The sequence below is a fragment of the Chelativorans multitrophicus genome (genome assembly GCF_011317445.1).
In the GTDB taxonomy this organism is placed as follows: Bacteria; Pseudomonadota; Alphaproteobacteria; order Rhizobiales; family Rhizobiaceae; genus Chelativorans; species Chelativorans multitrophicus.
In genome coordinates, this window is record NZ_JAAAPL010000004.1 from 103,782 (window position 1) to 120,853 (window position 17,072).

The window sequence follows — 17,072 nt, forward strand, 5'->3', positions numbered from 1 at the left end:
GCAACTCTGCTTCCAAGAGAATGTTCGATTTCTGCGAGGCTCGCCAGCCTTGATCGCGCCGCTTCGGATGTGAGCGGCGCGAGTGGCTCTTTACACCTGCGGTGCGCTTAGCACCTTACTATCCCTGCAAGACCACATCTATCGGGGCCTTCGCCACGCTGTGGCCCGGTGTCGCCCCGTCTGCGGATATCAAAGCCTGACCGTCTATCTTCTGCTCGGTCACGCTCCCGAGGCTGCACACGAACCCTTTCCCGGTCCCGCTCACGTTCCCAGCGATCGCGATCGCGGTCCCATCTGTCGCGGTCCCGGTCCCGTCTATCGCCATCCCAGTCCCGCCTGTCGCGATCCCAGTCCCCGCGACGCCACCGATCACGATCGCGGTACCAGGGCCGGTCGCTGTACCACCGGTCCCAGTAGGAACCGAACTCGAACGTGATGACGGGCAGGCCAAGACGGGGTGCATATTCCGGGACATAGACCCTGCGTTCGCGATACATCATTTGCAGGTAAGATGCGCTGACCCAGCCGCGATAGCCGCGCCAGCTCGTATCGCACCACCTCCAGCCATTGGTGCAGCCATAGACCTCGACGGCTGCGCCCTGTGGAAGCGTCATTACTCTTGGATACTGCGTACTTGGGCCGGCACGCATATTGACATTGCCGGTTGTGAACGCGTTGGCCGCCGCTGCAACACCGGGCAGCGCCAGCGCGGCCCCAAACGCGGCAGCCGCCAGCAGAAGACGGGTTTTCATCGTAAAGCTCCTATTCCGCATCTCTTCCTTTTTGGAACGCTTTTTGGGGAGGGACAGTTCCTAGCCCCGGGAGGGGAAGAGACTCATGCGTTCTCCGATTAGAGAGGTACACATATCGAAAATGAACGTAATATGAATGTGATCCTTCCATAGCCGCTAGTATAATCAGATTTAGATGTCTTCATTCGGTCTGGCACCTCGATCCTCCTTCACATTATCGCCGATTCTCTGCCTCATTTAGCTTTTATTGGACCGGGACCTGCATTCTCCTGGGGGTCTACAATATGAAATCCTTGCTGCGCCGACGCGGCGCATTTGCTGTTACTGCCGCTATGCTTTTTGCGCTCATACCGGCTACGGCTCACGCTCAATGCGGCAGCGCGTCCTGGTATGCGCTTACGTCCAAAACTGCGTCCGGCGAGCGCATGAATCCGGCCGCAATGACCGCGGCGCACCGGAAACTTCCTTTTGGAACCAAGATCAAGGTGATCAACCGGCGGAATGGAAAGGCCGTGGTGGTGCGCATCAATGATCGCGGCCCGTTTGTTCGGGGGCGCATTCTCGATCTATCGAAGGCCGCGGCCGCAAAGTTAGGCTTCCTGGGTGCAGGACACACCCCTGTCTGCCTGGAGGTAAACTAAGCGCTCCCGTGCCGGCAGAAAGTGTGGCCTTGGCCTCTTGGCGCTGGACGATTTCGAGCTCAAACTTGCTTCCGGGCTGGTAGCGGCTCACTTTGCGCGTGCGTCACCAGCAACGGAGAAGGTGCCGAAAAGGCTCGTCCGCTCTCGATACAGGGCGGGTATGGCAAGCGACCCCACGGCCAGAAGAGCAATCGCCGTCTTGATCCATTCCGAGAACGGACCATAGTGATAATCGGCGCTCTTCAACAGATAGACAACGACCACATGCCAGACATAGACCTGAAGCGAATGGCGGCCGATGAGGCGCAGGAACGACAGGTTGAAAATGCGGCGCAATCCACTGCTCATCGCTCGGACGATCCGGTTTTCCGAGGCTGAGCCGGCCATGACCACCCAGGCAACCAGATATCCTGTCGCCATAAAATTCACCAGATAAACGAAGCTGAACTCGACCCGGTTGTCGAGGCTGGTGAAGCGCTGCGCCATGTCTTCAGGCAGGAAACCGAAAGTGAAGCCAAGACGAACGACCATGAAGATCAGCACGAGCGCTAGGGCTGCCCAGGCCGGAGCGGCCTTCTCCGGCGTGATCATCCTGCTCCAGTCGATCTGCTTGGTCGCGGTCAGCGCGCCGAGAATAAGGCCGGACATGAAGACAATCTGCCAACCGAACACATTGAAGGCCGAGCGGAACAATTCGCCCTCATATATCCATTCCATGGCACGGTGCGTGCCGGCGCCCAGTGGAATGTACAGCCCGAGCTGCGCGGCGACCCAGACGATAATTGTCGTTGCGGCAACCCACCCCCAGCGTCCGGTCACGCAAAGCCAGATAAGCGGCGGCGAGACCAGCATGTAGATGATGTATTGCGGCAGGATATCCATATAGGTGGGCTGGTAGAGCAGCAGCAGCGATGCGATGGCGTAGAAGGGATCATGGCTGGCAAGCTTCCAAAGCCAGGGTTCCCAATAGGTAGAGGATTTGCTCAAGATCAAGCCGAGGATCACGACCGCGAAGATACAGCCTGCCGCATAGCGGTATATCTCCAACGCCCGCTTGCGGACTTTGCGGGCACCCGCTGCATATCCTTCTTTCAGCATACGGCGAGCATAGACCATGCCGACCAGCAAGCCCGACAAGAACACGAATCCCTGCGCGTCCTGCACATAACCAAGTTCGCTGTGATTGAACTTCACCAGCAAATATCCACCAGTGAAGGCCAGGTGATTCAGCATCATGAAGACGAGGAAGTATCCTCGCATGCCGTCCAATATATCTAGGCGTCGCATGAACTCTCGTCAGCTTGGGAGCGCCCCCGCAGGAGAACAGGACTAACCCGATCAGGTTCCCCGAACAGAATCACGATCTGTTCGGCGCGTTTGTACTGTGTCACTCCCGGGCGGGCTCCCTGCCCAACGACAACAAGCCGGCGCGGCGGTAACGGCCACGTCGATGGCCGGGCCTAGGCCGCCGTTTGCCTGGCGGCATGCCGCAGAAGCATCCCGAAGAGATCGCGGGGCTCATCCGGGTCGGCGAGCAGGTCGAGCCTGTCGAACAGGCCCGTCGATTGCAGCTTGTCGCGGACGTAACGCAGCGCTGAAAAGTCTTCGATGGCGAAGCCGACGGAATCGAACAGCGTGATCTGCCGGTTATCGTGACGGCCCGCTGCTTCGCCCGCTAGAACCTGCCACAGTTCCGTGACGGCATGATCAGGCGCCAACTGCTGTATCTCGCCTTCGATGCGGGTCTGGGGCGTATATTCGACGAAGATTTCGGAGCGCAGCAGAATGTCGCGGTGCAACTCGGTCTTGCCTGGGCAATCGCCGCCGACGGCATTTATGTGCACTCCCGGCCCTACCATATTGTCGGTCAAAATCGCTGCGCGCTGCTTGTCAGCCGTAACAGTGGTTATGACCTGGGCCTCTTCCACCGCCTCCTGTCCCGTCTCGCAGAGGGTGATATCAAAGCCCTTTCCCGCCAGGTTCACCGCGCATTTGCGCGATGCGGACGGGTCCAGGTCGAACAATCTGAGTTTTCGAATGCCGAGCAGAGCCTTGAACGCGAGCGCCTGGAACTCCGACTGCGCGCCATTGCCGATGATCGCCATGCAGTCGGCGTGTTGTGGCGCAAGATATCTGGCGGCCAGAGCCGAGGTGGCCGCCGTGCGCAACGCTGTGAGGATGGTCATTTCCGTCAGGAGCATCGGATAGCCGTTGCCGACATCGGCAAGGACGCCGAAGGCTGTAACCGTCTGGCGCCCCTCGCGGGTGTTGCACGGATGTCCGTTTACATATTTGAAGCCGTAGAGCTGGCCGTCACTCGTCGGCATCAGCTCAATCACTCCATCGCGGCTGTGGCAGGCCACGCGCGGCGTCTTGTCGAAGAGCGGCCAGCGGCGGAAGTCTTCCTCGATATAGCCGGCAAGTTCGGTCAGGAATTGCTCTACGCCGGTGCGCATCACCAGCGTCATCATGTGATCGACGCTGACAAAGGGGACGATATTCAAATTATCCATGTGAGTAGCTCCGCGTCGGCCGGTCCATAATGCGGCGTCCCATCAGGCTGGAGGCCAGATCGACCATCAGGGTTGCCGTGCGGCCACGTTCATCGAGAAAGGGATTGAGCTCGACCAGGTCCAGACTGCTGACGAGGCCGCTATCGTGCAGCATTTCCATCACCAGATGTGCCTCGCGAAAGGTCGCTCCGCCCGGCACGGTGGTGCCGACCGCCGGCGCGATCGAGGGATCGAGGAAGTCGACGTCCAGGCTGACATGCAGCAGTCCGTCCTGCGAGGCGACCCGCTCCAGAAAAGCGCGCAGAAGCGGCGCAACGCCGTGCTCGTCGATGGCGCGCATATCGTACATGGTCACGCCCGCCTCATTGATGGCGATACGTTCAGCGGGATCGATACTGCGGATGCCCATTACGCAGGTGCGGAATGGATCGACGGCGGCCATTAGCGGAGGGAAATAGCCGTCGAAGCCCGGTTGTCCGGTGGCATAGGCCAGCGGCACCCCATGAAGGTTGCCGCTCACCGTGCTGTCCAGCGTGTGGAAATCGGTGTGCGCATCGAGCCATAACACGAAAAGCGGACGCCTGAGTTCTGCAGCCCGTTGAGCGATGCCGGAAACCGTTCCAGCGGATATGCTGTGGTCGCCGCCGAGAAAGATGGGCAGCGCGTCGGCGCTGGCGCGATAGGCCGCCTCTGCAAGAGCGGCGGTCCAGCCGGCGATCTCGGATAATGACCTGAGGACTGAGTTCGGATGGGCAAGTGGAGACTGAAGCTTGGGGCTCACATTGCCCAGATCCTCGACTGTGTGGCCAAGCTCGCTCAATGCTTCGACCAATCCCGCGACGCGAAGCGCGCTCGGGCCCATGTCGCATCCTCTGCACCCTGCACCGTCTTGAACGGGTGCCCCCAGGATTTTGCAACGCATGCCTTTTTGTCTCGCAGCTTTTTCCAGCGGATTAAAGCTGAACCGCGCGGCGGTTTATATGGCGTGATTTGGCAAGGCGAGCGTGCTAATTTACATTCTGAGAAGCAAAAATTGCCAGATCGAGAAGCAGAATGGACGAACTGGACGAAAGATTGATCACTTTGCTTCGCCACAATGCCCGCCGAAGCATTTCCGACCTGGCAGCCGACCTTGGCGTCTCGCGCGCCACCGCTCGCGCCCGGCTTGCACGGCTGGAGCACTCCGGCGAGATCGTCGGCTATACGGTCATCCTACGCGCCGACACGACCAACCAACCGGTTCGTGGCATCATGATGATCGAAATCGAAGGTCAGGTGACCGACAGGGTAATCCGGACGCTTGGGGGCTTGCCCGCGGTTTCGGCGATCCATACGACGAATGGTCGGTGGGATTTGATCGTGGAACTGGGAACGAGCACACTGGCTGATTTCGATGCCGTGCTGCGCCGCATACGCCTCATTGCCGGCATTGCAAACAGCGAGACCAGTCTTCTGTTGGCTACGCCGCGCAGCACCAAAGCCAAACTATAATTTCAAGGCGTACCGCCGCCGCCGTGCAGGCAGGACGTGGGCTTCGCCATCGCCGAACACGCATGCCGTGCGCTTAGGCGCCGCTTGGTTGGGGGGCGGATATGGCGAAACGTTCACCCCATGGGGTGAGGCTCTCCATTATGATGGAATGAAGGGGAACGCCGCGCTCGAGAGCTTCACGCTTGCGCCTGAGGCCAGCCGAGCCGGGCATTCTTACAGGGTTGTTGATATCGCGCGACGGACCGGAGACACACTCGTCGGCGATGAAACTCATTTCCCTCAGGAGCGCCTCCTTCCCGCCGAATGCGTCGGGATCTAGAACCTGCACGAAAACCGACGCTCCCCAGTTGGTTGGTTTGTCAGCACGACCATGCCCACCAAGTCCGCCCGTAAGTGCTTCAACCATAAGCGCCAAGCCAAAGCCTTTGTGCCCGGCCTCGATCCCTCCCAACAGCATCAGGCTCCCCTTGGGGTCGGCGTCTATGACGTTGGGATCGTCAGTTGGATGTCCATCGCCATCCAGCAACCAAGGGAAAGGCGCCCGCTCACCGGAAGCAATGAGACGTCGTGCCATACCGACAGTCGCGATAGACATGGAAACGTCGATCAGGATCGGATCACCTTTCGTCGGGATGCCAACCGCGACCGGATTTGGCGTAAGAAACGGACGAGTCCCGCCATGGGGCGCGACTGCTTTGACGGCGGGGTCTGAGCTTTGGATAATGCACACAAAGCCTTCGGCCGTTAGCGGCTCGAGATAGGCCGCAAGACATGCAATGTGGTGTGAACGGCGAATAACAACGGTCCCTGTGCCGAACTTTCTTGCGCGCGTTTTTGCCTCAATACATGCTGTTCTTGTCAGCCATGGGCCAGGCAGCCACTGCCCATCCCATGTGGTGGCCGCTGGAAAATCACTGACCACGGAATAAGTCCCTGAAGGCTTCATCTGCCCCTTGGCTAGATTGTCAAGATAGCTGGGCAGCTGTGCGAGGCCATGTGTGCTGTGCCCCAGCAAATCTCCTTCAACAAGGACATCAGCCACAACTTCGGCGATATCAGTCTGGACGTCCAGCGCCTTGAGAAGGTTCCTGGCGTAGTCCTTCAACGCGTTCGCATCATAGAACTGCTGTGAGTTCATTTGGATATCCCTTTTCAGCTCCGTGTTATGGACGCACTTCCCTTCTGCCGAAGCCGCCAGATCAGCGGAATGGACCAGACGCTGACAAGAAGAAGGGCGATTACAGCCGCGAGCGGCCGGCTGACAAATGCGAAGATGTCGCCACCTGAGCTCGTCATTGTGGTAACAAAGTAGTTCTCCAGCATCGGTCCTAAGACAACGCCGAGAATAGCCGGGGCAATCGGGAAGCCTGCCTCTTCGAGGAAATACGCAAGAACCCCGAAGAACAGCATGATGGCGATATCGAAAGTGCTATTGTTTATGGAATAGCTTCCGAGTATGCAGAATAGCAAGATGCATGGCATTATTATTCTTCTTGGTATCCGCGTTATAAAGGATCCACCGTGTATTGCTGCCCATCCGACCGGGATCATAATCAGATTAGCGATCACGAAGATCGCAAAAAGTGAATAAAGCTGTGGCGCATTCGTGGTGAAAAGCTCAGGACCGGGATTGAGATTCTTCATGTAGAGCACGCCAATGACGATAGCGGTTATTGAATCGCCGGGAATCCCGAATACAAGCGCGGGTATCCACGCACTGGCGAGTGACGAATTGTTGGCCGCACCAGCCTCAACGAGACCTTCTGGGTGGCCAGAGCCGAACTTCGCCGGGGTTTTGGACCGGCTCTTGCTTATGCCCATCGACATCCAGGCCGCAATATCCGCGCCAGCACCGGGCAATGCACCTACCACCGTGCCCAGAGCGCTTCCTCGAAGCAGTTGGACTGGATACCTGGCGATGATTGCAGCAGATGTCCTAATTGCGCTCCCGGTCGATCTAATCGGATCGCCAAAGTCCCTCTTGCTGTTTGACGCATAGCGAAGAATTTCCGATATCCCGAACATTCCCACCATCATTGGAATGAGCGACACCCCGTCCAGGAGAGCCATTTCGCCGAAGGTGAAGCGCGGGATACCGGCATTGTTGTTCATGCCGACCATCGACACGGCCAGCCCGAGCATGAGCATGGCGAGCCCCTTGAGGGGATCGCTCGCCCCTATTCCAGCGGCGCAGCTCAGACCCAATACGACGAGCCAGAAATATTCGGCCGAACTGAATCGAACGGCAAACTCCGCAAGCGACGGCGCGACAAAGACGAGCACTGCGGTAGCAAAAAGCCCCCCAAATGAGGATGAGAGCAAGCCGATCCCAAGTGCCTTCTTGGCGTCGCCCTTCAGCGCCATCTGATAGGCTTCGTCCGTATATGCTGCAGAGGCGGGAGTGCCTGGCATCCTAAGAAGACAGCCAGGGATATCCCCCGCAAAAATAGCAACCGCCACGGCGGTGATCATGGTCGCAATGGCAGGAACCGGGTCGAGAAAGAACGTGACCGGGACGAGGAGGGCTGTCGCCATCGTAGCCGTCAGGCCGGGAATGGCGCCCATGAACATGCCGAAAATTGCAGCCCCGATAATCGCAATAATTGTCTGCGTTGTTAGTATATTGGCAATGACCTCAGACAGCATGGCTAAGTTCCATGAGCACGCGTTCCACCGCGCCTTCAGGCAACGGAACGAGAAGAACGCCGCGGAACAGCAGGAAGCTGACAGACGAAACGACTACGGCAAGCGGGGCAGCTATATAGAGTTTAGCCCTAAAGGCCACCATCATGACAAACAGTATAACTGTTGACACGATGAGAAAGCCTGCGGTGTTTGCAAAGGCGATATAAAACACGACAGAGGCGGGCACGAGAAAGATTGAAATCAGGCTTCTCGGAGAGAGAATGGCATTATCGAGGGTCAGCCATCTCTCTTTTCGCTTGCCCGTTATGGATTTCAATAGGATCGCCATGCTGACAAGACCCAGCATGATGGAAATCGTTATTGGGAAAAGCGCAGGTCCGACAGTCTGTCCAGGCAGAGAAGGCAACGTCTTCGCATTATAGTACATGAGTCCTGCTACAATGAGTAACAGCGAGGATATGACCGTGTCGTTGAATTTCATTGCGAGGCGCTTCTTTAATACTGAGCGTCGACATGAGCGGACAAAGGCGAGTGCCGGTCCGGAAAGCTCGCTGCATTACGTCGCGGCGAGTTTCCAGACAGATTAACCAGCGAGCGTCACTTCGCGAGGCCGATTTCCCTCAGCCCTGTCGCCATCTCACTTTCGCTTGCCGAAAGGAACGATGTAAGGTCTTCACCAACAATCCAGGCGACGCCAAAGCCGCGATTGTCCATAAACTCTTTGAATTCCTTCGAGTCCGCGCCCTGTCTGATGGCGTCGCGAAGCTTATCGGCAACCTCCTGCGGCACTCCCGCAGGAGCCATTACCCCGCGCCAGGAACTGAACGTCAGTTCTGTAGCACCAAGAGATTCCGCTGTGGTTGGGACGTCCGGATATGTTGGACTGCGTTTATCCCCGATCGTCGCCAAGGGGCGCACTTTCCCGGCCTGGATGAGGGACGCCGCTTCAGCCAGGGTCGTCAGAGTAACATCCACTCCTCCCGCCACCATCTCCTGAAGTCCCGGTGCGGAACCCTGAGAGCTAACATATGTCGGCAGCATCGGGTCAATTCCCCGATCCTTCAGAAGGAGACCGAACGCAATCTGATAGGAGCCGCCAAAAGCTCCTCCAGTTGAAACGCGTACCGTTTCACCGGATTTGATCGCCTCCAGCAAATCGCTAATCGTTTCGAACTTGGAATCCGCGTTGACCACCACTGACGTTGAATCAGTGTTGTAAACGGCCAAGTGCGTGAAATCCTTGGTGGGCTGAAACTCTGAAAGGCCGGTCGGCTTATAGGACATGGACTCAGTGGTCGCGACTCCGATCGTGTACCCGTCCGGTGCAGCGGCGGCAATCGCGGAGTGCCCTACCAATCCATTGCCTCCCGGGCGGTTTACCACGTTGATCGGCTGCCCGAGTTCCTTCTCCATCAGGGCGGCTAGCATCCGCCCGGTCGCGTCCGTGCCGCCGCCGGCGGAAAACGGAATGATCATCGTAATGGGTTTGTCAGGCCACGCAAATGCGGGCTGGCTCGCGGCTGCAACCGCCACGATGGCCGCGGCAATCGATTTTAGCAAATCTCGTTTGAATGCGTAACGCATTGTCTCCTCCCTCAAAGCTCTCCTGCGGAGCGGTTCAGATAACATAATCGATTAATGCATACAATAACCATTTTGGGAAGGGCGGAATAATTGCCCTGCCACATTCCGCAGCAACTTATTGTCCGGCTAAAGGTGCAGGGGAGTCATGGCCGGGGCAGGGGAATGCTCCGGTTCCGCTTCGAAAGCGCCGCGGCTAGCTTACCAAATAGCTCACAGATTCCATCTGGTTTACCGATCGAAATGCGTGAATCCGTTCGGCCGCCTTTCGACTGGATGCCAGTAGGTGCGCGGAGAGACGAGCTTTTGCTAACTGATGGTCCTTCTCCAGGACAGCGTCCACGATCTCAAGATGCTCGCCCATGAATGCATCGATTCCCGTCATTCCTCGGATTGCCCGCTGAATATGCTTTCCGGCAACCAGCACACAATGCGTACGCCGGAGTCCTTCGATGATCTCGATATTTCCGGTCCACTGAAGCAGATCGATATGGAGGTCCTTCTCCAACTCATCCAACTCGGCGCCTTGGACATCAGGGAAATGTTCGCTCGTTCTTAGAAGCCGCGACCTGAGGCCTTGGACGAACTCGACTGGAGCGTGGTCGATCGCGGTTTGCAGAGCTGCCGGCTCCAGAAGTGCCCGCACCTCATAGAGATCACGAAAGCGCCTTTCGTCGAGCGGGTTCACGAACCATCTCGATTTCTCGTCTCTGCTAACGATCCCCTTTTCCGCGCCTCTATTCAGGATGTCACCGGCGACGGTCCGGCTAACGCCGTAGTGACGCGACAATGCCAACTCATTCACACGGGCTGTCCCGTACACGGCGCGCAGAATGACCGTTTTCTCGAAGTCGTAATAAAAACTCTCCCACGCGAATGTCTTAGGGTACTCATGACCTTCCGGGTTGAGCTTCAGCATCTCTGGGGTCACTTTAATTCGGAGTGGTTCTCCTTCTTTTCCCGCAAGCAATCCCCGCCCCTTGAACCGCCGGACCAGCCCTTCGGATTCCAGGGTAGCGAGCGCTTGTTTGACGGGCGTTCGGCTTGCATTGAAGAGCGTCGCGATTGGACCCTCCAGAAGGACAGCGCCTTCAGGAAGCGTCTTCTCGATGAGGGCAGTTCTCAAAGTCTCCGCTATTGCCTCTTTGGCTAGCGTTCGATGCGACATAGCCCCCTACTCATTCTAAGTGACAGCCCCGATTTGCCAGGGAACGAACTCGTTATCACCATAGCCGAATGTTTCGCTCAAGCTTTTCTCGCCGGATGCTACCGCGATGATTCGCTCAAAAATCCGCTGCCCGGCGTCCGCAATAGTGTCGCTGCCATCAATAATGCCACCGCAATTGATATCCATGTCCTCCCTCATCCTTTCGTACATGGCGGTATTGGTGGCAACTTTAATGCAAGGCGCGGGCTTGAAGCCCGAAACGGATCCGCGTCCGGTCGTGAATACGATGAGATTGCATCCGCCTGCAACTTGACCCGTCACTGCGACGGGATCGTAGCCAGGCGTATCCATGAAGACAAAACCAGGGGTGTCGATGATCTCGGCATACTCATAGACAGCCTGCAGCGGCATGGAGCCGCCCTTGGCCACCGCTCCCAAGGATTTTTCCAGTATGGTCGTCAGACCACCTTCCTTGTTGCCGTGAGAAGGGTTGTTGTTCAGCTCGGCGCCGTTCAGGGACGTGTAGTTGCGCCACCACTCTATCCGCGCCATCAGCCTTTCGGCGATCTCGGATGTGACAGCGCGACGGGTAAGAAGATGCTCCGCGCCATAGATTTCGGGGGTTTCGCTAAGGACGGCCGTCCCTCCATGCTTAACGACGAGATCAGATGCGTAGCCAAGGGCAGGATTCGCCGTGATTCCGGAGTATGCATCGGACCCACCGCACTGCAGAGCCACTTTAAGCCCCGATAGCGGCACGGTCTGGCGCTTGGTCGCGTTTATCTCCTCAAGCATTCCATCGATAACACGAATGCCCTCCTCGATCGTCTTGCGTGTGCCCCCCACCTGCTGGATTGTCATGGTATGGAGCCGCGGGATATCCCGGAGTTCGAATGCGTCAACGAGGTGGCTGATCTGGTTTGTCTCGCAACCCAGGCCAATGATCAGGATCGCGGCGAAGTTGGGGTTGCGGGCATAGCCGTTCAGGACGCGACGAAGATAGACATAGCCTTCCGTGTTGGTCGGGATCGCGCACCCGGTCCCATGGGTCAGCGCGACAACCCCGTCGATATTTGGGTAATCCCCGAACCCTCTAGTCTTATAATGATCGGCGATTGCTCGCGAGACGGTAGCAGAGCAATTCACCGACGTGATGATGCCGATGTAATTGCGCGTCCCGACGAGCCCGTTCTCGCGGACGTAACCTTCGAAGGTTCTGCGCTCCTCGACTGGTAAGAGAGGGGTCGGACCGCCATCGACTGCGAACTCGTGTGCCGTTTTGCTTTCCAGCATGGCGAGGTTCGACAAGTGCACATGCTGACCTGGCCTTATCGGCTTGCTCGCGACACCGATAACGTGACCGTACTTAATTACATGATCACCCGGCTTGATTTCGGATGTCGCGACCTTGTGCCCGTTCGGAATCGGCTCGAGCGTGACCGTCTCCCCGAGATCAGTCCCGCTCTCTAGGCGGCGGGTGGCCACAATGACATTATCGGCCTCGTGTAGGCGAATGGCCGCGCGATGCAGTTTGGGACTGGTCATGTAGCAATCCATATTGCTTATTGTGCGCAAAAGTCATTTATGATAGCGATCAAGAAGTCAAGGACATCCTTTTGGTTTGCTGAGTTTTGCGGAGGAATTTGTCGTATGAACAGGAAGTCGTATTCGGGGCTGTTTCCGGTCGCGCCAACGCCTTTTGCCGGAGACGGGACACTGGATCTCGACGGTCAGCGCCGTGTGCTCGATTGCATGATCGACCAGAAGGTCGATGGAATATGCATTCTGGCGAATTATTCAGAACAGTTCCTCATTTCAGACACCGAAAGATTGGAACTCACCAAACTCTGCCTGGAGCATGTTGCCGGACGGGTTCCGGTAATGGTCACTTGCAGCCACTTTAGCACCCAAATAACCGCGGCGCGCGCCCGACATGCTGCTGAGCATGGCGCCGAACTGATCATGGTCATGCCACCCTACCACGGTGCGGGTTCGGTAATTACCCGGATCGACGAAGACGCAATCTATGAGCACTTCTCGCGCATCGCCGATTCCGCCGGCATTCCGATCATGATTCAGGATGCGCCCGTGAGCGGTGTAGCGCTCTCCGTTGAATTCCTGGCGCGTATTGCGCGCTCCCTTCCCCTGGTCCGTTACTTCAAGATCGAGGTGCCCGGCACTGCTGCCAAGCTGCGTAGGCTTATCGAGGTTGGGGGCGGTGCGATCGAAGGGCCGTTTGATGGAGAGGAAGCTATTACGTTGATGGCGGATCTCGATGCGGGGGCGACTGGTGTCATGTCCAGCGCCCTGCTGCCTGATCTCATTCGGCCCGTTATCGACCACCATCGCGCCGGGCGTCGACAGGCGGCAATGGCCGCCTACGAAAAGATCCTGCCGCTGATAAACTATGAAAACCGTCAGTGCGGCCTGCGGGCGGCAAAAACCGTCATGAAGGAGGGGGGTGTCATCGCCTCGGACCATGTGCGTCATCCGCTTGCCCAGATTGACCCTGCCACCAAAGCCGGCCTTTTGGAACTTGCGCACGCCATGAACCCTCTGGCGCTGAGCTGGGGCAAGTAGATGCCCAACCATCCCGAAAACCGTGAAATCACCGGCCGCACCCGGGTGCTGGGAATTCTCGCGCATCCGACCGAGCATGTAAAAGCGCCTCCGGCAATCAATCGCATAGCAGCAGAGCGGGGAAAAGACGCCGTCATGGTACCCTTTGATGTTGCACCGGAAGAGTTGGCGAAGGTTGTTGAAGCGTTGCGACAAATAAAAAGCCTCGATGCGTCAATCGTTACCGTTCCTCACAAGCAGTCGATTGTGGCGCTTTGCGATGAGCTGACACCTCAGGCCCGCGCCGTGAACGCTCTAAATATCCTTCGCTTTGAACCCGATGGCCGGCTGATTGGCGGCCAACTTGACGGTATCGGGTTCGTTGAGGGGCTGCGCTCGGCAGGCGTAGACCCTGCTGGAATGCGCGTCTTCCTTGCCGGAGCTGGCGGTGCCGCGAGCGCAGTCGCGTTTGCGCTGGCAGACGCCGGAATTTCGCACATCACCCTGTCCAACCGGAGCAGGCACAAAATCGAAAATTTGCGTGACCGCTTGCGGAAGTTCAGGTCTGATCTGTCCGTCTCGCTCGGCTCGGGCGACGCGGGTGGTCATGATCTTGTCATCAACGGCACAACACTCGGTATGAAACCCGAAGATCCGCTGCCGCTGGATGTTGCCACATTACACGCGGGAATGGTCGTTGCAGAAGTCATAATGGAGCCGGAAATGACTCCCCTGCTGCGTGCTGCGCAAGCGGCCAGCTGCCGAATTCATCACGGCCGCCATATGCTTCAGCACCAGCTCCAACTCATGGCCGACTTTATGGGCCTTTGACGGACCTAGAAGACATCACCTCTACCCTTCAACTCTACAGGAACGCATTATGAAAGAACTTGCCGTCAATGGTGGCCCCAGGGCGATAGAGGGCGTATTGCCGAGTTTTCGCGATGCCTCCGGTCGAACCTTTGGTGCTAAGGAAGCGGAGCATCTGCGGGATGTCATGGAAACCGGCAGGCTGTCGTTCCTCACGGGTCCGAAGACCGCCGAGTTCGAGCGCCGTTGGGCGGAAAAATACGGTGTAGATACGGCGGTGGCGGTTTCGAACGGAACCGCAGCGCTTCACGTCGCGGTCACCTATCTGAATCCCGAACCGGGAGACGAGATCATCCTATCGCCGATCACAGACGTGGGCACGGTGATCCCGATCATCTACCAGCTGGCCATCCCCGTCTTTGCCGATGTTAATCCGGTGACACAGAACATTGACCCTGCGTCGATCGAGAAGAATATCACCTCGCGCACGCGGGCAATTATCGTCACGCATGTCTATGGCCATCCCGCCGACATGGATGCGATCATGGCAATCGCGCGTAAGCATGATCTGTTCGTGATTGAAGATTGCGCTCAAGCACATCTTGCATGTTACAAGGGGAAGCTTTGCGGCAAGATCGGCGATGTTGGATGCTTCAGCTTTCAGCAATCGAAGCATATGACCACCGGCGACGGCGGCATGGTGATTACCAACGGTGATGGACGCTTCGGCCGGAAACTCAGGCATTGCTCGGACAAGGGCTGGCCACGCGAGAAGGGCGGCCGCGATCATATTTTCCTCGCAACGAACTATCACATGACGGAACTGCAAGCCGCCGTGGGGCTTGGTCAGCTTGAACAGCTTGAGCAGTTTGTTGATGCACGGATTAAAGCCGCCGACAGGCTGACGGAGCTGCTTTCGGGCGTCGCGGTGACGCCGGTCCTGCCCATGCGCGATACGATCGGCGTGTATTTCTTCTACAGCTTCCGAATCGACCCCGCGAAATTGACGGTCTCGGTACCGGAGCTGATGAAAGCTCTGGTGGCCGAGGGCATCGATGGATTCATTGGGTATCCTGGCCCCATCCCGCTTTACCGTTATCCCATGATCCGGGAACATAAGACATTCGGAAATTCCGGCTGGCCCTTCACCTTGGAAGGCGTTCGCAAAGACGACTTCGGATCGCCGCTTTGCCCCGAGGCGGAGAAGGCGTGCAAGGAAACGATTTGCATGTGGTGGACGGATCGCATGGAAGAACGCCACCTCGTGCAAATTGCTGGCGCGATTGGAAAGGTCATCGCCGCCTATTCCCGTGTTTCGGCCTGAAGGAGCGGACGTGTTCAAGAACTATATTGCCGGCGAGTGGGTCGAAGCCGAAGGAACGGAGAACATCAACCCGTCCGACACCAGCGATGTCGTTGGCGTGTATTCGCGGGCGACCCGCGAGAATGTGCTCGACGCAATCTCTGCGGCCAAGGCCGCTTTTGCCAGTTGGTCCCGCTCGGGGCCACTACAGCGCCATTCTGTTCTGCGCAAAGCTGCCGATGAAATCATGGCGCGCAAGGACGAGCTTGGCTCGCTCCTTGCCAGGGAGGAGGGAAAAACCCTGCCGGAAGCCATCGGCGAGGTTGTCAGGGCATCGCAGATATTCGATTTCTTCGCCGGCGAAAGCTTAAGGCTAAGCGGTGAGATTATCCCATCGGTTCGCCCGGGAATCGGTGTGGAGATAACGCGGGAGCCCGTGGGCGTGATCGGCATAATCACGCCATGGAATTTTCCGATCGCCATCCCCGCATGGAAGATCGCGCCGGCGATCTGCTACGGAAACGCGATCGTCTTCAAGCCGGCCGACCTTGTTCCCGCCAGTTCCTGGGCCATTGTCGATATATTGCAGAGAGCGGGATTGCCTGCGGGAGTATTGAACCTCGTCATGGGCAAGGGTTCTGTGGTTGGCCAGGCAATTCTTGAGAGCCCAGATGTCGCCGCAGTTACGTTTACCGGTTCGACGCAAACCGGCAAGCACGTCGCGGCCGCCTCGATCGAGCACAATCGTCGCTTCCAACTGGAGATGGGCGGCAAGAACCCTATGGTCGTTCTGGACGATGCCAATCTTTCGATCGCCGTGGAAGCGGCAACCAACTCTGCATTTTTTTCGACTGGCCAACGTTGCACTGCCTCTTCGCGACTCATCGTGACTGAAGGGATCCACGATCGCTTTGTCGAAGCTATGACACAGCGGCTTAGCTCCCTGGTCGTAGACAATGCACTCAAGCCGGGAACGCATATTGGTCCGGTCGTCGACGAAAGCCAGTTACAGCAGGATCTCGACTATATCGAAGTCGGCCAGAAAGAAGGAGCCAGGCTTCACTTCGGTGGCCGGCGATTGGAGCGCGAGACGAACGGCTTTTATCTCGAGCCAGCGCTGTTCACGGAGGCTTCAAATGATATGCGCATCGCCCGTGAAGAAATCTTCGGACCTGTGGCGGCGGTTATCCGCGTAAAGGACTATGAGGAGGCGCTAGCCGTCTCCAACGACACGCCCTATGGTCTGTCGGCCGGCATCGCGACCCAAAGCCTGAAATTCGCTACGCATTTCAAGCAGAACGCTGAAGCCGGAATGGTCATGGTAAACCTGCCGACCGCCGGAGTCGATTTCCATGTGCCGTTTGGCGGGAGAAAGAGGTCATCTTACGGGCCAAGGGAGCAAGGCCGCTACGCGGCCGAGTTCTTCACTACTGTAAAGACAAGCTACTCGCTCGCCTAGGCTTGGCCAGTGAGGCTCGTCGGCATCATAACGGCCGCGCACACAGTGAGGCCGTTATTAATGACTCAGCGCAGCGCTAAAGTGATTGTATGCTCGCCGCTGGAAATATGAGGGAAATTCTACGTTGTTGGACGACAAATTGAGCGTCT

At 57.6% G+C, this 17,072-nt stretch carries 16 protein-coding genes and 1 pseudogene; 6 read left to right on the plus strand and 11 right to left on the minus strand.

Annotated elements, in window-relative coordinates; genetic code table 11:
* Positions 1-107: 107 nt before the first annotated feature.
* Entirely contained in the window at positions 108-752 is a 645-nt protein-coding gene (locus tag GNP00_RS18615) for an SH3 domain-containing protein (protein WP_011583267.1), read from the minus strand.
* A gap of 332 nt (positions 753-1,084) precedes the next feature.
* Here GNP00_RS18615 and GNP00_RS18620 point away from each other — a divergent pair, with 332 nt between their 5' ends.
* Positions 1,085-1,393 (plus strand): septal ring lytic transglycosylase RlpA family protein, encoded by a 309-nt coding sequence (locus tag GNP00_RS18620; protein ID WP_049764885.1) that lies wholly within the window; start codon positions 1,085-1,087, stop codon positions 1,391-1,393.
* An 87-nt stretch (positions 1,394-1,480) separates the two neighbouring features.
* Here the strand turns inward: GNP00_RS18620 and GNP00_RS18625 are convergent, their stop codons facing one another.
* The 3 genes from GNP00_RS18625 to rocF all read right to left on the minus strand — a co-directional run bounded on the left by GNP00_RS18625 (position 1,481) and on the right by rocF (position 4,828).
* Positions 1,481-2,680, minus strand: coding sequence for an OpgC family protein (locus GNP00_RS18625; protein ID WP_011583269.1), 1,200 nt, complete (start codon positions 2,678-2,680; stop codon positions 1,481-1,483).
* Positions 2,681-2,853: 173 nt separating this feature from the next.
* A complete protein-coding gene (locus GNP00_RS18630; RefSeq protein WP_011583270.1) occupies positions 2,854-3,906 on the minus strand; it encodes an ornithine cyclodeaminase in 1,053 nt (350 codons plus the stop codon).
* Positions 3,899-4,828: an arginase gene (gene rocF, locus GNP00_RS18635; RefSeq protein WP_011583271.1), complete on the minus strand. Its 930-nt coding sequence runs from the start codon at positions 4,826-4,828 to the stop codon at positions 3,899-3,901. Before rocF ends, GNP00_RS18630 begins: the two co-directional genes overlap by 8 nt.
* Positions 4,829-4,959: 131 nt before the next feature.
* Between rocF and GNP00_RS18640 the strand changes: the two genes are divergently transcribed.
* Positions 4,960-5,397: an Lrp/AsnC family transcriptional regulator gene (locus GNP00_RS18640; RefSeq protein ID WP_011583272.1), complete on the plus strand. Its 438-nt coding sequence runs from the start codon at positions 4,960-4,962 to the stop codon at positions 5,395-5,397.
* Between the two features lie 73 nt (positions 5,398-5,470).
* Here the strand turns inward: GNP00_RS18640 and GNP00_RS18645 are convergent, their stop codons facing one another.
* The 7 genes and pseudogenes from GNP00_RS18645 to GNP00_RS18670 all read right to left on the minus strand — a co-directional run bounded on the left by GNP00_RS18645 (position 5,471) and on the right by GNP00_RS18670 (position 12,337).
* Positions 5,471-6,535, minus strand: a complete 1,065-nt coding sequence (locus GNP00_RS18645; protein WP_011583273.1) for an Ldh family oxidoreductase — start codon at positions 6,533-6,535, stop codon at positions 5,471-5,473.
* A gap of 14 nt (positions 6,536-6,549) precedes the next feature.
* Positions 6,550-8,043 carry a tripartite tricarboxylate transporter permease gene (locus tag GNP00_RS18650; RefSeq protein WP_011583274.1) on the minus strand — a complete coding sequence of 498 codons (1,494 nt, stop codon included), beginning with the start codon at positions 8,041-8,043 and terminating at the stop codon, positions 6,550-6,552.
* The gene (locus tag GNP00_RS18655) at positions 8,033-8,524 is read right to left on the minus strand and encodes a tripartite tricarboxylate transporter TctB family protein (protein ID WP_011583275.1); all 492 of its coding nucleotides are present in this window, start codon (positions 8,522-8,524) and stop codon (positions 8,033-8,035) included. The genes GNP00_RS18650 and GNP00_RS18655 overlap by 11 nt, the downstream gene beginning before the upstream one ends.
* A 116-nt stretch (positions 8,525-8,640) precedes the next feature.
* On the minus strand, positions 8,641-9,627 hold the full coding sequence (locus tag GNP00_RS18660; protein WP_011583276.1) for a tripartite tricarboxylate transporter substrate binding protein: 987 nt from the start codon (positions 9,625-9,627) through the stop codon (positions 8,641-8,643).
* A gap of 193 nt (positions 9,628-9,820) precedes the next feature.
* Positions 9,821-10,594 carry a GntR family transcriptional regulator gene (locus GNP00_RS18665; RefSeq protein WP_246263732.1) on the minus strand — a complete coding sequence of 258 codons (774 nt, stop codon included), beginning with the start codon at positions 10,592-10,594 and terminating at the stop codon, positions 9,821-9,823.
* A 12-nt stretch (positions 10,595-10,606) separates the two neighbouring features.
* Positions 10,607-10,792 (minus strand): annotated as a pseudogene (locus tag GNP00_RS23895) (GntR family transcriptional regulator); the annotation flags it as partial.
* Between the two features lie 15 nt (positions 10,793-10,807).
* Positions 10,808-12,337 carry a UxaA family hydrolase gene (locus GNP00_RS18670; protein WP_011583278.1) on the minus strand — a complete coding sequence of 510 codons (1,530 nt, stop codon included), beginning with the start codon at positions 12,335-12,337 and terminating at the stop codon, positions 10,808-10,810.
* A 105-nt stretch (positions 12,338-12,442) separates the two neighbouring features.
* Between GNP00_RS18670 and GNP00_RS18675 the strand changes: the two genes are divergently transcribed.
* The 4 genes from GNP00_RS18675 to GNP00_RS18690 are packed head-to-tail and all read left to right on the plus strand — an operon-like array spanning position 12,443 to position 16,923.
* Positions 12,443-13,372, plus strand: a complete 930-nt coding sequence (locus tag GNP00_RS18675; RefSeq protein ID WP_011583279.1) for a dihydrodipicolinate synthase family protein — start codon at positions 12,443-12,445, stop codon at positions 13,370-13,372.
* The gene (locus GNP00_RS18680) at positions 13,373-14,182 is read left to right on the plus strand and encodes a shikimate dehydrogenase family protein (protein ID WP_166016209.1); all 810 of its coding nucleotides are present in this window, start codon (positions 13,373-13,375) and stop codon (positions 14,180-14,182) included.
* A gap of 49 nt (positions 14,183-14,231) precedes the next feature.
* Positions 14,232-15,485: a DegT/DnrJ/EryC1/StrS family aminotransferase gene (locus GNP00_RS18685; protein ID WP_011583281.1), complete on the plus strand. Its 1,254-nt coding sequence runs from the start codon at positions 14,232-14,234 to the stop codon at positions 15,483-15,485.
* Positions 15,486-15,495: 10 nt separating this feature from the next.
* The gene (locus GNP00_RS18690; protein ID WP_166016211.1) at positions 15,496-16,923 is read left to right on the plus strand and encodes an aldehyde dehydrogenase family protein; all 1,428 of its coding nucleotides are present in this window, start codon (positions 15,496-15,498) and stop codon (positions 16,921-16,923) included.
* Positions 16,924-17,072: the final 149 nt, after the last annotated feature.

What these genes read in the sequence shown, in the direction of transcription:
- GNP00_RS18685 (WP_011583281.1), top strand. Translation starts at nt 14,232, where the DNA reads ATGAAAGAACTTGCCGTCAATGGTGGCCCCAGGGCGATAGAGGGCGTA.
- GNP00_RS18625 (WP_011583269.1), bottom strand. Translation starts at nt 2,680, where the DNA reads ATGCGACGCCTAGATATATTGGACGGCATGCGAGGATACTTCCTCGTC.
- GNP00_RS18650 (WP_011583274.1), bottom strand. Translation starts at nt 8,043, where the DNA reads ATGCTGTCTGAGGTCATTGCCAATATACTAACAACGCAGACAATTATT.
- GNP00_RS18645 (WP_011583273.1), bottom strand. Translation starts at nt 6,535, where the DNA reads ATGAACTCACAGCAGTTCTATGATGCGAACGCGTTGAAGGACTACGCC.
- GNP00_RS18660 (WP_011583276.1), bottom strand. Translation starts at nt 9,627, where the DNA reads ATGCGTTACGCATTCAAACGAGATTTGCTAAAATCGATTGCCGCGGCC.
- GNP00_RS18630 (WP_011583270.1), bottom strand. Translation starts at nt 3,906, where the DNA reads ATGGATAATTTGAATATCGTCCCCTTTGTCAGCGTCGATCACATGATG.
- GNP00_RS18670 (WP_011583278.1), bottom strand. Translation starts at nt 12,337, where the DNA reads ATGACCAGTCCCAAACTGCATCGCGCGGCCATTCGCCTACACGAGGCC.
- GNP00_RS18680 (WP_166016209.1), top strand. Translation starts at nt 13,373, where the DNA reads ATGCCCAACCATCCCGAAAACCGTGAAATCACCGGCCGCACCCGGGTG.
- GNP00_RS18640 (WP_011583272.1), top strand. Translation starts at nt 4,960, where the DNA reads ATGGACGAACTGGACGAAAGATTGATCACTTTGCTTCGCCACAATGCC.
- GNP00_RS18655 (WP_011583275.1), bottom strand. Translation starts at nt 8,524, where the DNA reads ATGAAATTCAACGACACGGTCATATCCTCGCTGTTACTCATTGTAGCA.
- GNP00_RS18620 (WP_049764885.1), top strand. Translation starts at nt 1,085, where the DNA reads ATGCTTTTTGCGCTCATACCGGCTACGGCTCACGCTCAATGCGGCAGC.
- GNP00_RS18615 (WP_011583267.1), bottom strand. Translation starts at nt 752, where the DNA reads ATGAAAACCCGTCTTCTGCTGGCGGCTGCCGCGTTTGGGGCCGCGCTG.
- rocF (WP_011583271.1), bottom strand. Translation starts at nt 4,828, where the DNA reads ATGCGTTGCAAAATCCTGGGGGCACCCGTTCAAGACGGTGCAGGGTGC.
- GNP00_RS18675 (WP_011583279.1), top strand. Translation starts at nt 12,443, where the DNA reads ATGAACAGGAAGTCGTATTCGGGGCTGTTTCCGGTCGCGCCAACGCCT.